The sequence below is a fragment of the Acinetobacter tandoii DSM 14970 = CIP 107469 genome, assembly GCF_000400735.1.
In the GTDB taxonomy this organism is placed as follows: Bacteria; Pseudomonadota; Gammaproteobacteria; order Pseudomonadales; family Moraxellaceae; genus Acinetobacter; species Acinetobacter tandoii.
This window is the reverse complement of record NZ_KE007362.1, coordinates 171,343-186,275: the sequence shown is the minus strand read 5'-3', so window position 1 is coordinate 186,275 and position 14,933 is coordinate 171,343. Positions and strand designations below refer to the sequence as shown.

Sequence of the window (14,933 nt, the reverse complement as noted above, 5' to 3'; positions counted from 1 at the left end):
CTTGTAGGTAATAACGACTGTTTGGGGTTGTATAGTCAAGTAATTAAGTGCATGTGGTGGATGCCTTGGCAGTCAGAGGCGATGAAAGACGTAATAGCCTGCGATAAGCTCCGGGGAGGCGGCAAATATCCTTTGATCCGGAGATTTCTGAATGGGGGAACCCACCTACTATAAGGTAGGTATTGCAACATGAATACATAGTGTTGCAAGGCGAACGAGGGGAAGTGAAACATCTCAGTACCCTTAGGAAAAGAAATCAATTGAGATTCCCTCAGTAGCGGCGAGCGAACGGGGAAAAGCCCATTAAGTCATATCAGTTTTAGTGGAATGCTCTGGGAAGTGCAACCATAGTGGGTGATAGTCCTGTACACGAAAGGGCTGATATGATGATGTCGAGTAGGGCGAGGCACGTGAAACCTTGTCTGAATATGGGGGGACCATCCTCCAAGGCTAAATACTCCTGACTGACCGATAGTGAACCAGTACCGTGAGGGAAAGGCGAAAAGAACCCCTGTGAGGGGAGTGAAATAGATCCTGAAACCGCATGCATACAAGCAGTGGGAGCCGACTTGTTCGGTGACTGCGTACCTTTTGTATAATGGGTCAGCGACTTATATTCAGTAGCAAGGTTAACCGTATAGGGGAGCCGTAGAGAAATCGAGTCTTAATAGGGCGTTTAGTTGCTGGGTGTAGACCCGAAACCAGGCGATCTATCCATGAGCAGGTTGAAGGTTGGGTAACACTAACTGGAGGACCGAACCCACTGTCGTTGAAAAGCCAGGGGATGACTTGTGGATAGGGGTGAAAGGCTAATCAAGCCTGGTGATAGCTGGTTCTCCCCGAAAGCTATTTAGGTAGCGCCTCGGACGAATACCATAGGGGGTAGAGCACTGTTTCGGCTAGGGGGTCATCCCGACTTACCAAACCGATGCAAACTCCGAATACCTATGAGTACTATCCGGGAGACAGACTGCGGGTGCTAACGTCCGTAGTCAAGAGGAAAACAATCCAGACCGCCAGCTAAGGCCCCAAAATCATAGTTAAGTGGGAAACGATGTGGGAAGGCATAGACAGCTAGGAGGTTGGCTTAGAAGCAGCCACCCTTTAAAGAAAGCGTAATAGCTCACTAGTCGAGTCGGCCTGCGCGGAAGATGTAACGGGGCTAAAACTATGTGCCGAAGCTGCGGATTTGACATTAGTCAAGTGGTAGGGGAGCGTTCTGTAAGCCGATGAAGGTGTATTGAGAAGTATGCTGGAGGTATCAGAAGTGCGAATGCTGACGTGAGTAACGACAAAACGGGTGAAAAACCCGTTCGCTGAAAGACCAAGGGTTCCAGTCCAACGTTAATCGGGGCTGGGTGAGTCGACCCCTAAGGCGAGGCCGAGAGGCGTAGTCGATGGGAAATTGGTTAATATTCCAATACTTCTGTGTAATGCGATGAGAGGACGGAGAAGGTTAAGTCAGCCTGGCGTTGGTTGTCCAGGTGGAAGGTTGTAGGCATGTATCTTAGGCAAATCCGGGGTACTCTATGCTGAGAACTGATAGCAAGCTGTACTTGTACAGTGAAGTGGCTGATACCATGCTTCCAGGAAAAGTCTCTAAGCTTCAGTTACACAGGAATCGTACCCGAAACCGACACAGGTGGTCAGGTCGAGTAGACCAAAGCGCTTGAGAGAACTCTGCTGAAGGAACTAGGCAAAATGGTACCGTAACTTCGGGAGAAGGTACGCTGCTGACGGTGATGGGACTTGCTCCCTGAGCTATTGGCAGCCACAGAAACCAGGCCGCTGCAACTGTTTATTAAAAACATAGCACTCTGCAAACACGAAAGTGGACGTATAGGGTGTGATGCCTGCCCGGTGCTGGAAGGTTAATTGATGGGGTTAGCGTAAGCGAAGCTCTTGATCGAAGCCCCAGTAAACGGCGGCCGTAACTATAACGGTCCTAAGGTAGCGAAATTCCTTGTCGGGTAAGTTCCGACCTGCACGAATGGCATAATGATGGCGGCGCTGTCTCCAGCAGAGGCTCAGTGAAATCGAAATCGCTGTGAAGATGCAGTGTACCCGCGGCTAGACGGAAAGACCCCGTGAACCTTTACTGCAGCTTGACATTGAACTTTGACCTTACTTGTGTAGGATAGGTGGGAGGCTTTGAAGTTGGAACGCCAGTTCCAATGGAGCCGTCCTTGAAATACCACCCTGGTAATGTTGAGGTTCTAACTCTGTCCCGTTATCCGGGACGAGGACCATGTCTGGTGGGTAGTTTGACTGGGGCGGTCTCCTCCTAAAGAGTAACGGAGGAGTACGAAGGTGCGCTCAGCGTGGTCGGAAATCACGCGTAGAGTATAAAGGCAAAAGCGCGCTTAACTGCGAGACCCACAAGTCGAGCAGGTACGAAAGTAGGTCTTAGTGATCCGGTGGTTCTGTATGGAAGGGCCATCGCTCAACGGATAAAAGGTACTCTGGGGATAACAGGCTGATACCGCCCAAGAGTTCATATCGACGGCGGTGTTTGGCACCTCGATGTCGGCTCATCTCATCCTGGGGCTGAAGCAGGTCCCAAGGGTATGGCTGTTCGCCATTTAAAGAGGTACGCGAGCTGGGTTTAGAACGTCGTGAGACAGTTCGGTCCCTATCTACCGTGGGCGCTGGAAATTTGAGAGGATCTGCTCCTAGTACGAGAGGACCAGAGTGGACGAACCTCTGGTGTACCGGTTGTGACGCCAGTCGCATCGCCGGGTAGCTATGTTCGGAAGGGATAACCGCTGAAAGCATCTAAGCGGGAAGCCTACCTCAAGATAAGATTTCCCTAGGACTTTATGTCCTCTAAAGAGCCGTTGAAGACTACGACGTTGATAGGTTGGATGTGGAAGCATAGTGATATGTGAAGCTGACCAATACTAATTGCTCGTGAGGCTTGACTATACAACACCCAAGCAGTTGTATTTAAAGCTTATAATCGATTCATAAAAGATCAGTTAACCCTGATCTGAAACAAAAAACTTGATTTAGTGAAAGCTAGAACATAAAATTCGACTCAGTTAACTAATCCGTTAATAACTCATTTGGTACCAAGTAGGGTAGCAACAAGATCAAATGATCTGAGCATAAAACCTGAACAAGTCCATAAACAGTTGTGCTGGCGACAATAGCAAGAGTGAACCACCTGATCCCTTCCCGAACTCAGAAGTGAAACCTCTTAGCGCTGATGGTAGTGTGGGGTTACCCATGTGAGAGTAAGTCATCGCCAGCTCATTATTCTAAAGCCCCCTAACTCAATGGTTAGGGGGCTTTTTATCGTCTAGTAGAAAATTATTAAGTTAATAACAAGTTTAAAGTGCATGAATGAAAGGTAATATGTGAAGATTATTATAAATAACCTTAAAGTCGCTGATTCTAACTCTAAGGCTTAAGTATTAAAAATCTGAAATACACAGAGTTATATTATAAGATCAAATTTTATTTCTCTCATATTCTATGATAAACCTGTGAAATGATAAGAACTATAAATCGAGAATGATTGTGCTGAATATTTTATTACAGTTGTGTGGGGGTATTGGCTTATTTCTATTAGGAATGAGTTTAATGACCGATAGCCTTAAAGCTATTGCTGGGGAAGCATTGAGACAATGGCTAGTGCGCTTCATGGACTCTCCCTTAAAAGCAATGTTTTCGGGTATTATCATCACGATTGCTGTGCAATCATCTACAGCAAGGACTTTAGCAACTATTGGATTTGTTAGTGCTGGTATTCTGACGTTTAGTAATGCAATTGGTGTAATTATTGGTGCCAATATCGGTACCACCAGTACAGGTTGGATGGTTGCATTACTTGGTTTAAAATTTTCAATCTCAAAAATAGCCTTACCTTTGGTTGCTATTGGAGCAATCTTAAAACTACTTGCTAAAGAACGTCTGGCTTTAATGGGAATGACTATTGCTGGGTTCGGTTTATTATTTTTTGGAATAGATGTTTTACAGCAAGCTATGGCAGGGGTTGCTGCTTCAGTTGATTTAAGTCGTTGGCCAACAGAAAGTCTTTTAAGTAAATTACTTTTAGTACTGATTGATTTTGTGATGACGATTTTGTTGCACTCATCGAGTGCAGCAATTACAGCAACTTTAGCGGCTTTGGCGAGCCAAGCGATTAACTTGGAGCAAACCTTAGCTTTGGTAATAGGTCAAAACGTTGGGACTGTTGTTACTGCAGTTTTGGCCGCAGTAGGGGCGACTACCAGTGCAAAACGAACTGCTGCCGTACATGTCATTTTTAATGTTGTGACTGCAATATTTGCTTTTTTATTGTTATTACCTGGATTCTTATGGGCTTATCAGTATATAGCCTTTATCCATCATTTGGATCCCATTCTTATCGTTGCTGCGTTTCATACGTGCTTTAGCTTGCTCGGTGCCTTAATTTTTATGCCGTTTATTGGTCGATTTGAACAAGTCCTATTAAGGTTATTACCTGAGCAAGAAAATTCATTAACACGCTACTTGGATGATAGTTTATACAGTGTACCTGCACTGGCTATAGCTGCAACAGAACGTGTTTTGCTGCAAACATTAACTGATATCTATTCTTTACTGATTAAATTTATTCGTAGTGAAATTATTACTACAATGGTTAATACCAATGAGATGGATGCAACCATAAAAACTGTAGAATCCTACTTAGAGCGCATGTCTGTTCCACAGTCTCTCAGCGATCAGCAGCGTCTAATTCTCTTGCTCAGATTAGTGGTATATATCAGAGTTTTGAGAAATGATTTACAAGATGTTGCGCAAGTTGAATTGCTTAAGAAGCAGCAAATATTACAAGAACTTCCTTTAGCATTGGTTAAGCATTTGGAAAGACAAATTGAATATTTACAAACAACACCATTTCCAAAATTTCCAACAGATTTTGTGAATGATTTAATTCAGTTAGAGCAAGCGAGCAACGAACAGCAAGAATTCCTTCGTCAGAAGATTATGCATGCCTCGGTAAACCATCAACTTACAGCTTCTCAGACCTTGGATTTATTGGCTGCACAACGTTGGATTGTACATCTCATCGCCCATACACAAAGAGTTGCAGTATTGTTGCAACAACAAGATACTATTGAATAGCATTTAATTGGCGTCGAGCATGCTTTAATGCAGTTCTAAGGCCTTCTTCTAAAGTTGGATGATAAAATGGTTTTTCCAGTAGCTGATCAAGTGTGCAGTCTTCAGAAATCATCCAGCTGAGTAAGTGCGCTAAATGTTCAGCGGAAGTCATTAGTAGTTCTGCACCTAGAATTTTACGACTCTCTGTATGGACATAGACTTCTAAGGCACCATAGTTTTTCCTTAAGACTTGTGCTCGTCCTTGTCGGGCATAAGAAACATACCCTGTTACATAAGGAACTTTACTGCTTTCAATTTGCTTAAAACTTTGACCCACAATAGCCATTTCTGGTTCACAGAATACAATTCCTAGTGGAGTTAAATTTCGAATGCTTTTGATCTTATTTAAATTTAAGCAATTTAAAACAGCATTGCGACCTTCATGTGCAGCTTCATGCTGAATAGGTGTGTTGGTATGAGCGTCACCAACAACAAAAATAGGATAGTGTGCAAGCTGTTTGGTTACTGTATGAATAGGTAAGTTTTTCAAATCTGTAAATTCAACATTTATATTTTCTAATTTTAAATTATCTAATAATGTACGACGTCCTGTGGCAACCAATAAATAATCTGCGATTAGATGGTGTTCTTGGTCAAATTCCTGATAGGTGATTTGTACACCATCTTTGGAATTATGAATGTGCGTAGGTAACACTTCGAATTTAATTTCAATTTCTTGACTTAAAAGCTCTTGTGCCATTTTTTGTAGTAAAGGGCTGGTTAATGTTCCGACTTTTTGACTACGTGCAAATATCGTAGTTTTAACACCTAAACGCTGTAATGCTTGCGCAAGTTCAAGAGCAATAACACCACTTCCAATCACAGCGATAGATTCTGGCAGTTGCTCCAGTTCAAAGATTTCATCAGAAGTAATGAGTTTAGATCCTAATTCTTTTTTCCATTCAAGATCAAAACTAGGCGTTGATCCTACAGCTAGAATAAAACTCCGAGCTTGATAGTGCTTTTGATTAATTTCAATTGTCGAGGCATTAATAAAGTGAGCTTGACCAGTTATTTTATGGCTTGTTTCCCAGCGTTCGACATCTTTTAAAGCTGCTTGTGTAAATTGATTTCTTAAGTTCTGTACATGATGCATGATTTTTTGGGAATCAGGATGTAGATATGTTGTTACACCAATTTGATCTAATGATTGAGCATCATGCAGTTGATTTGCTACAGAAATGAGTACTTTGCTTGGCATACAACCTACACGTGCACAGGTCGTATCCCAAGGGCCATGATTTACAATTAAAATATTTGATGTGTGTTTGATTGCTTCTTTATATGCAGCCTGTCCAGCTGTTCCAGCACCAATAATAATGATGTCGTACATAATAGATATTATTTGAATAAATGTTCTTCAGACTAACATAGTAAAACATTTGATTTGGCTTTGTTTACATAAAGCTACTTCTATGGTTTCATACTGCAAATTAACAATTTTAATGACGACTTTTGAACAAAATAATGTTCGGGGAATTTTGATGAATAATAAACAGATTGGTTTAAAACTGTCGACTATTGCACTTTGTGTTTTATTAGCAAGTTGTGGTGGAGGGGGAAGTGGTGGATATTTTGAAAATAATAATTCTGGAGGTGTTTCAACTGGTGGTGGTTCCTCAACTTCTGCAGTAAATATTGGGACAATTTCACTTTTTGATGTTAATAATAAAGCTACAACTGCTGTAACTATTGCTGGAGCTACAGCATCTGTTAAAGTAACCGATTCATCTGGCAAGGGTATTAGCGGCGCTTTAGTCAAATTTACGGGTGGCGGTGTAGAGTTTGGTACTTCTAATGGTGCTGTATTAACAAATGCAGAGGGTGTTGCTAGCATTGCAATTAAACCAACCAATATTACAGATACAGGAAGTTATCAACTTTCGGCAACAGCTGAATATGATGGAAAAACAGCCACATCAAAACCATATTACTTTACGCTTCAAGCAGCGAATATTCTTTTTGCAAATCTTGCAGCTGTGAATCCAACTCTTGAATCAGGGGCATCGACAAATATTAATTTGAAAACCCAAGATGCGAGCACTGGTGAAAATCAAAATAATGTGACTGTGAACTTCACAACTAGCTGTGGTACTTTTGATAATTCTTCTGTAGTTTCCTCAAATCAGGGCGATGTAACTTCAACTTATAAAGCGATTGATGCCAATGGTAAACTTTGTGAAGGTACACAAACGATTACAGTAAGTGGAAGTAATGGTGCTATTTCTAAAACAATCAGCGTAAATATTGCCTCAATTGAAGCTAATTCCTTAGTTTATACATCAGATGCTGTTAATTTGGGTATTCAAAGTAGTGGTTCAGCATCAAGTGGTCAAATTGAGTTTACAGTATATGCAAATGGTGTCCCTGCCTCTAATAAAGATGTTAATATTGAATTAGTACGCGGTCCAGAAGGGCTTAGCTTTGTCACGTTTGGCAACAAAACAGCGAAAACGTTAAAAAGTGATTCAACTGGTAAAATTGTAGTTAATCTGTACCCAGGTAATAAACCAGGTCCTGTTGAAATTAAAGCGACATTAGCTTCCAATTCCAATGTTTATGCCTTATCTAAAAACGTTGCTATCTCAACTGGACGTGTAACACAAAATGGCTTAAGTATATCTGTCTCTAAGAATTCATTGCAGAATGATAAAGATGGTGATACTGCGATAGTCACCGCTCGTATGGTTGATCGTGTGGGTAACCCTGTCCCAGATGGTACTGTGATCAGTTTCCTTGCCGAAGGTGGAAGTATTACTCCTAATTGTGCATCAACCGAAGGTGCATGTTCAGTGACATTAGCAACACAGAATCCTCGTCCTGTGGATAATCGCGTAACCGTTTTAGCTTATGTTGAGGGTGATAAATCATTTATTGATGTTGATGGAGACAATGTCTATAACGCTGCTGTTGATAAGCTAGAAGATAAACTTGGAAATAGCACGAATATTGGTGATTTTTTCCGTGATGATAATGAAGACAATACATATAATGCAAACTTAGGTGAATTCATTTATAAGCGTGGTGCAAAGGGAACTTGTGGTGCGTCCTTAATGACGGAGCCGAATATTGCTGGAACATGTGACACAAATTTAGATGCTGTAATTCGTCAACAACTTATTTTTGCATTTGCAAGTGATACGCCTACTTTTTATGGCGTATCAGGTGTAAATACTATTATGACTGATATTACATCTAATATTTTTACTTTCCAAGTTTATGGAAATAGCGCTAAAACGGTACCAATGCCATCAGGGACAACAGTAGCTGTTACAGTGAAAGACAATACTGATAATAATTTGGACTGTGAAGCAGATATCTTGTCAGGTGATGTCAAAGTACCAAGTGTTGTTGCAATGTTAACACCTTCAACTTTTACATTAGATTCAAATGAAGGAGTTAAATATACGGCACGATTACAAAAATGTGTAGTCGGTGATGACGTCAAAATTACTATCAATGCTCCAAATAAAATAACAACCAGAATTATCACACTAAATTAAGTACATTAAAAAACAGCGCTTCGGCGCTGTTTTTTTTTGAGCGAAAATTTAAATTGATGTTCCAACACTCACACCAACCGTAGGACGTACATCCATAGATGTACAAGCAGATAGGATGGAAGTACAGAGTACAACGATCAATAATTTATTCATGTAATAAACCTTGCTTGCGTGCTTCATTAAATAATTCGCTTGAGCGTTGACCACTTTTACAAATCATTAAAATGGGTTTAGGAAGTTCGTTATAGTACTTTGAAAATTCAATGATATCTGTTTGCGTAATTTTACCGTTTTCAATAGGTTGGTAAATGACACTTACGTGAGATTGCTCCGCAATATTGCGTAACTGACTGACAGAAACATTATTTCCCATTTCCTGATCGGGCCGATTCACAATTACAGACTTAAATCCCTGTTTTAACAGTAGTTGAAACGTTTTGTTATCAAGCTGACCAGAAACGGTAAGGTTTTCGCTCAGTGCTTGAAGCATTTGAGTTTTCTGAGCGAAAAGGGATGTACTATTCAGCAAAACACTACACAAAATGCATGTAGTCAAGAGTTGCTTAATCATCCAGCAAATCCATTTGTTTTGCCAGTTGATATAAATTGTTTGAACGATTGCCTGTACGGCAAAACATTAAAACGGGTTTTGGAAGTTCATTAAAATGATTGGCAAAAGTACGTACATCAAGCTCGGTAATTTGACCTGCTACGACTGGTTGATAGACATAGTCGAGTCCTGCAACACGTGCTGCTTCTTCAATTTGAGCACTTGTGGGTTGCTCTGGTCCACCTTCCATATCTGGGCGGTTGTTGATAATAGACTTGAATCCTTTTTCGACAACTTGTTCTACATGCTCAGGGCCGATTTGACCTGCGAAGCCTACATTTTCGCTCATTATGTCACTCCATCATCCAATTAAACAATATATGCTTTATGATAGCATTAAGCAGATTCTACTGTTGAATCTGTTGAAATTTTTATAAATGATTACAACCATAAAATAACGTACTGGAGCGCGTATGCACGCTTACACGGTCGAGCCTTTATATGTCAAAAGTGGTCAGGAAGTACTTGCGGCAGATTTTTATCGGCCCAAAACGGAACATAAACCAGCAGTTATATTGATGGCACATGGCTTGGCTGGCTTACGTCAGTTTAAACTGGTGCAATACGCGAAACAATTTGCACAAGCCGGTTACGCTGTGGTGTTGTTTGATTATCGCTATTGGGGTGGCAGTACAGGGCGACCACGTGAGTTGGTCTCTATTAGCTCGCAGTTAGACGACTGGCGAACGATGATTGCTCATCTTCAGGAACGCAAGTCGATTGATTCACGACGGATTATTTTGTGGGGAACAGCACTGAGCGGTGGTTATGTCTTGACGTTAGCCAGTGAATTGAAAAATATTCAAGCGGTGATGGTGCAAGTGCCGATGGTTGATGGTAGTGAGCTGGGCAAACTTTACCCGATTCCTCAGTTATCCAAAGCACTAAAAATTTCCAGTCAAGATTATATGGGGGGTAAAGTCGGGATGGCCTGTAAAACCTTACCTGTTGTAAGTCGTGATGATCTTAGTTTTATGCCGACAGAGGACAGTTATTCAGGTTATATGTCGATTGTTCACCCAGACTATTTTTGGAGTGGTGAAATTCCAGCACGGGTATTCTTTAATCTGATTCGTTATCGTCCTATCCAGGAAGTTCGTAAAATTAGTATTCCAGTGCTATTTATTGCAGCCAAAGAAGACAGTTTAATGCCAATCGCTTCGAGTCGTGAGGCTGCTACTAATATCGCACCTTATGTGCAATATTATGAATGGGAGATGAAACATTTCGATATTTATCATCATCCGTGGTTTGAAAAAGCCATTTCGACCCAATTAGAATTCTTACATCAACATATTGGAGTCAGCTCATGATTATTGTATGCCCATCCTGTTTGGCGAAGAATCGCGTGCCTGAAGAAAAAATTGAAGCCCAGCCCAGCTGTGGTCAGTGCCACCAACCTTTGATTCCACTAGCTCCCATTGACTTGAATGAGCAAAATTTTAGTCAGTTCATCACGCACAGTGATTTACCTATTTTGATTGATTTATGGGCAGACTGGTGTGGACCGTGTAAAATGATGGCTCCTCATTTCGCAGCCGTGGCAAAACAGAACCCTCGTGTGATTTTTGCCAAGATTAATACGGAGGAGTCTCCTCGTTTAAGCAGCGCTTTTCATGTGCGGAGTATTCCAACCCTCGTGTTGATGAATAAAACCAATGAAATTGCTAGAATAAGCGGTGCGCTTAGATCGAGTGAACTACAACAGTGGCTAGATCAACATTTAAATGTCTAATGCCTAGTCAAAGCACAATAGGCTTGGAGAAATCGTGTCAGATATTCATGTAAAACCAGAAGGGACGTTATCTCTTCAAACCATCGCGATGCCAGCGGATACCAACTGGAGTGGCGATGTATTTGGTGGCTGGATTGTGTCACAAATGGACTTGGCTGGAGCAATCCACGCAGAACGCTTTAGTAAAGGGCGTTGTGCAACAATTTCAATTAATCAGATGACTTTTCTAGTGCCAGTAAAAGTTGGGGATGTGATTAGTTGTTATACCAAAATTTTAAAAGTCGGCAATACTTCAATTCAAATGCAAATTGAAGTCTGGGATAGCCATGACAGCTCGCGTGAGGCAAAACGCGTCACAGAAGGTGTATTCACTTTTGTGGCTGTGGATGTGAAAGGCAACAAACGTCAAATTCCTGAAGAAGTGAAGCAGAAGTTTATGAACACTCCATCTGCTTAAGCTTCAATAAAAAAACCAGCAATCTGCTGGTTTTTTTATGCCTCTATTTTAAGCCGACTTGCGCTTAGGTAACCACGCCCAAAGCATTTGGCATTGAATTGGTTCATTGCCTGCATCATCAATTACAGTTACAGGAATCAGCAATTCACCTTTTTCCTGCTCTGCAATAAACGTTTGCTGTTCTGAACTTAAGCTTGCTGTCGCAGTGAGTCCACCTTGCGCAACCTTCAAATAATCAACATGTAGGCTTTTAATCAGTAAAATGCGATGATCTGGAACATGTAAGCCTGTTAAAAAACCTGTTGCAGTTTCAGCCAATAACGCCATTGCTGCTGCATGCACGCCTTTAATGTGGTTTTGCATATTACGTTGATTTTCAATGCGTACGACCACATGATGCTGGTCAACTTCCAGATAACGAATATTGGCTGTACCGACCATCGGTACAATACGACCAAAGGCTTTGCTCCAAAGGGTAGTTCGAATCCCTTGCGGGAATTTCGATGTGGCTTTGACCAGTTTGGATAAACGATTGCTTTGAGTCATATCATACCTCTAGATGTTTAGGGGTGGCCTCACATTAGTCTTTAAAGTTATTAAATTGCAATGGAAGTCCGAATTGTTGTTCACGCAAGAAATTCATGACTTGCTGTAAAGTATCGCGCTTTTTATCAGTCACACGAATCTTGTCGCCTTGAATTGAAGATTGCACTTTAATGCCACTTTCTTTAATGGCTTTATTAATTTTTTTTGCAGTATCAGAGTCAAGACCATCTTTCAGTTTGATCACTTGAATCACATTTTTACCTGAAGCTGTGGCTTTTTGCGGATCTAAAGCTTGAACATCGACTTTGCGCTTATAAAAATGGTTTTCCAACATGTTATACACTTGCTCGCATTGGAAATCACTTTCAGTACTAATTTTAATTTCTTTAGACTTTTCATTGAGTTCAATAGAAACATCTTGTCCGCGGAAGTCAAAACGCGTTGCAATTTCTTTTTGCGTGTTTTGAACTGCATGATTTACTTCAAAAATCTCTAATTCTGAAACAATATCGAACGATGGCATAGAATAGACCTTTACAAAGGGAAAGAATATCTGAGATGCTAGGGATGTTTTCTTCATTTGCCAAGTGTTGTTTACATCAAAGGAGTGCACAATGATCCGTAAACAAGAAATTACAACATTTGAGTTCCCAGACGATGCCATCATCTGGGATGTCCGTGACGCAAGTGCTTATGCTGAAGCCCATGTTAAAGGTGCGGTAAATCAGCCAATTGCAGACTTGTCAGCAGATTGTTTGACTCAGGTGTCTGCGGATCAGACCATTTACATTCTGTGTGGTGGTGGAAGTAAGGCGCCACGTGCGGCTGAACTTCTCGATAGTTTAGATCATTCACGTGAGTATGTAGTCCTGATGGGGGGTACACGAGCGGCTCGTGACGCGGGTTTACCTTTAGAACAAGGAACCTGATTCAAAAAAAGCGCCTTATGGCGCTTTTTTCGTAAATGAAGAAGAAAAACAACAGAGATATAAAAAAGAATTAATTTCCAGTCTGCGTATGTGGATGAGCCTTAAAATAAGGTTTCTTCGGTTTAGTTTTTTTTACAAAACGTTGAATATCCAACTTTTTCAAAAGTGAACTTGGAACAGGGCAAGCTTCTGAAAGAATTTTTGCAGCCAAAATTTCACTACACAATGGCGCGAATAAAAAGCCTTTAGATCCCAATCCCGCTAGGCTATATATTTCAGTCGAATGATCCAAGCGACCTAAGATAGGGAAATAATCGCTGGTTTGTGCACGCACCGAAGCACGACCTTGCCAAGTTGAGGTTGGAGGCAGAGATTGTGCATAACTTGGAAACACACTGTGGATAAGATTGAAGTTATGCACATGGTCTTCTGTGAGAACTTCACAATCATCCCGATTCGGATAGAAAGATGCACCCAAAATTAAATGTTCAGCATCGAGTTGCATACAATAGCCACCATAGCTATAGGCTTGGTCGGCAGCTAAAGGTTGAGCCTGATTATTAACCCAACTGACCTGACCACGAATCGGTTTGAGTAGCGGATAATGTTCAAAAAAAGTTTGGCTTTCGCGCGCGCAGCACACAATCACATGATCAAAGTCACCCAGACACTGATCTTGAGTATTCATAATTTCTACAGTTTGTTTTGAAATAAAGCTCTTGATCGTGGCTTGCTGAAACTGAATGAGAGGATGTTGCAGAATCTGATCGCGTAATGAATGTGGAGAAACTACTCCTGCTTGCAGCAGATTTAAGCTCGGAAACGCTGTTGGAATTGCGCAGTCTTCTGCTGTGGAGGTATTGAGTACTTGTTCAGGATATTCGGTAGCTAAACCCAATAAATCATCGACATTTTTCAAAGCCATTTGGTTGACTTGAATCGGGCGAAAAGCCTGAAATTGAGCATAGTGGCGCAGTGCGTGCTGCCATGCCAAAGTCATCAAGTGTTCATGGCTTTGTTCAATCGGACACAGTTTAGGATTGAGTAAAGCCAAGGGATTGCCCGAACCACCCGACAGTGGTGCGCTTTGATCATATAGGGTGACTAAATGCCCGCGTTGGGCAAAAGCCCAAGCACAACTTAAACCTGCAATACCTGCACCAATAATGGCAATTTGACGTTGCTTGGTGCTGATGGACTTAGATGCCTCAGTCGTTATTTGATGCGTTATAGTATCATTGTCGCTATCCAGCTCTGGCTTTATCCAACTGGCTTTCAGCATTTCCCGTTTATGCCCAAAGCCACGTGGGCGAGTAATCTGAATACCATGCTGTTTCAGCCCTTGTTTTAACACGCCAGCCACGCTGAATGAGGCAAAAGTTGTTCCGTAGTCGGACAGTCGCACGATATGATTCAACACTTGTTCTTGCCACATATCTGGATTGCAAGAAGGTGCAAATCCATCTAAAAACCATGCATTGACAGGATGAAGTTTTTCCATTTGTGGGAAAACCTCATGCGCATCGCCTAACCACAGGTCAAGACTAAAACGCTCCTCAGGGAAATTCAGGCGATGACAACCGGCAAGAGGTAAAGGATATTGTTGAATCAGTTGATCGGCTAAAGGTTTGAGTTCAGGCCAGGCATTTAAAGCACGAATTAAGTCTAGCTTGGATAGTGGAAACTTTTCCACACTGATGGCATGTAAATGACTCTGGTTATCGGGACGATATTGTTGCCACATTTGCCATAGTGCCAGAATATTTAAGCCTGTACCAAAACCTGTTTCGCCGATAGAAAAGTATTCATAGTCGCTTAAATTTGCCAAACGCAGGCTGAGATCATTGCCATGTAAAAAGACATGTCGAGTTTCTAATAAACCATTGTCTTTAGAAAAATAAACATCGCCAAATTGTTTAGAGACAGGCACCTCGATACCATCGACAAGATGCCAATCGAGCTCAGCCGTTTGTATTGCATGTGACAAAAGTAGAAACCTTTA

Annotated in this window: 12 protein-coding genes and 2 rRNA genes; 8 read left to right on the top strand and 6 right to left on the bottom strand. The window is 41.5% G+C overall.

Annotated features, from left to right (window positions below; all coding sequences use genetic code 11):
• Positions 1-33: 33 nt before the first annotated feature.
• The 3 genes from I593_RS03870 (at position 34) to I593_RS03860 (ending at position 5,112) form a co-directional block, all read left to right on the top strand.
• Positions 34-2,925: ribosomal RNA gene (locus I593_RS03870) — 23S ribosomal RNA — on the top strand.
• A gap of 213 nt (positions 2,926-3,138) precedes the next feature.
• A 5S ribosomal RNA gene (rrf, locus tag I593_RS03865) occupies positions 3,139-3,253 on the top strand.
• 269 nt (positions 3,254-3,522) lie between these two features.
• Entirely contained in the window at positions 3,523-5,112 is a 1,590-nt protein-coding gene (locus I593_RS03860) for a Na/Pi cotransporter family protein (protein ID WP_026441012.1), read from the top strand.
• On the opposite strand, the gene I593_RS03855 is transcribed toward I593_RS03860, so the two are convergent.
• The gene (locus I593_RS03855; RefSeq protein WP_016166258.1) at positions 5,102-6,484 is read right to left on the bottom strand and encodes a dihydrolipoyl dehydrogenase; all 1,383 of its coding nucleotides are present in this window, start codon (positions 6,482-6,484) and stop codon (positions 5,102-5,104) included. The genes I593_RS03860 and I593_RS03855 overlap by 11 nt on opposite strands.
• Positions 6,485-6,635: 151 nt before the next feature.
• Here I593_RS03855 and I593_RS03850 point away from each other — a divergent pair, with 151 nt between their 5' ends.
• Positions 6,636-8,654, top strand: coding sequence for an Ig-like domain-containing protein (locus I593_RS03850; protein WP_016166257.1), 2,019 nt, complete (start codon positions 6,636-6,638; stop codon positions 8,652-8,654).
• Between the two features lie 145 nt (positions 8,655-8,799).
• Here the strand turns inward: I593_RS03850 and I593_RS03845 are convergent, their stop codons facing one another.
• Together I593_RS03845 and I593_RS03840 are read right to left on the bottom strand one after the other, a co-directional pair.
• Entirely contained in the window at positions 8,800-9,225 is a 426-nt protein-coding gene (locus tag I593_RS03845; protein ID WP_016166255.1) for a protein tyrosine phosphatase family protein, read from the bottom strand.
• Positions 9,218-9,553, bottom strand: coding sequence for a protein tyrosine phosphatase family protein (locus I593_RS03840; protein ID WP_016166254.1), 336 nt, complete (start codon positions 9,551-9,553; stop codon positions 9,218-9,220). The genes I593_RS03845 and I593_RS03840 overlap by 8 nt, the downstream gene beginning before the upstream one ends.
• Before the next feature lie 124 nt (positions 9,554-9,677).
• Between I593_RS03840 and I593_RS03835 the strand changes: the two genes are divergently transcribed.
• The 3 genes from I593_RS03835 (at position 9,678) to I593_RS03825 (ending at position 11,456) form a co-directional block, all read left to right on the top strand.
• Positions 9,678-10,577, top strand: coding sequence for an alpha/beta hydrolase (locus tag I593_RS03835; protein ID WP_016166253.1), 900 nt, complete (start codon positions 9,678-9,680; stop codon positions 10,575-10,577).
• Positions 10,574-10,999, top strand: coding sequence for a thioredoxin TrxC (trxC, locus tag I593_RS03830; protein WP_016166252.1), 426 nt, complete (start codon positions 10,574-10,576; stop codon positions 10,997-10,999). The genes I593_RS03835 and trxC overlap by 4 nt, the downstream gene beginning before the upstream one ends.
• An 88-nt stretch (positions 11,000-11,087) precedes the next feature.
• The gene (locus tag I593_RS03825) at positions 11,088-11,456 is read left to right on the top strand and encodes an acyl-CoA thioesterase (RefSeq protein WP_409360589.1); all 369 of its coding nucleotides are present in this window, start codon (positions 11,088-11,090) and stop codon (positions 11,454-11,456) included.
• A gap of 48 nt (positions 11,457-11,504) precedes the next feature.
• On the opposite strand, the gene I593_RS03820 is transcribed toward I593_RS03825, so the two are convergent.
• A complete protein-coding gene (locus I593_RS03820; protein ID WP_016166250.1) occupies positions 11,505-12,002 on the bottom strand; it encodes a DUF4442 domain-containing protein in 498 nt (165 codons plus the stop codon).
• Between the two features lie 34 nt (positions 12,003-12,036).
• Positions 12,037-12,525, bottom strand: a complete 489-nt coding sequence (locus I593_RS03815) for a YajQ family cyclic di-GMP-binding protein (RefSeq protein ID WP_016166249.1) — start codon at positions 12,523-12,525, stop codon at positions 12,037-12,039.
• A 91-nt stretch (positions 12,526-12,616) separates the two neighbouring features.
• On the opposite strand from I593_RS03815, the gene I593_RS03810 reads away from it, so the two are divergent.
• Entirely contained in the window at positions 12,617-12,931 is a 315-nt protein-coding gene (locus I593_RS03810) for a rhodanese-like domain-containing protein (protein WP_016166248.1), read from the top strand.
• Between the two features lie 70 nt (positions 12,932-13,001).
• Here I593_RS03810 and mnmC read toward each other — a convergent pair whose 3' ends face one another.
• Positions 13,002-14,918: a bifunctional tRNA (5-methylaminomethyl-2-thiouridine)(34)-methyltransferase MnmC2/FAD-dependent 5-carboxymethylaminomethyl-2-thiouridine(34) oxidoreductase MnmC1 gene (gene mnmC, locus I593_RS03805; RefSeq protein WP_016166247.1), complete on the bottom strand. Its 1,917-nt coding sequence runs from the start codon at positions 14,916-14,918 to the stop codon at positions 13,002-13,004.
• Positions 14,919-14,933 lie beyond the last annotated feature (15 nt).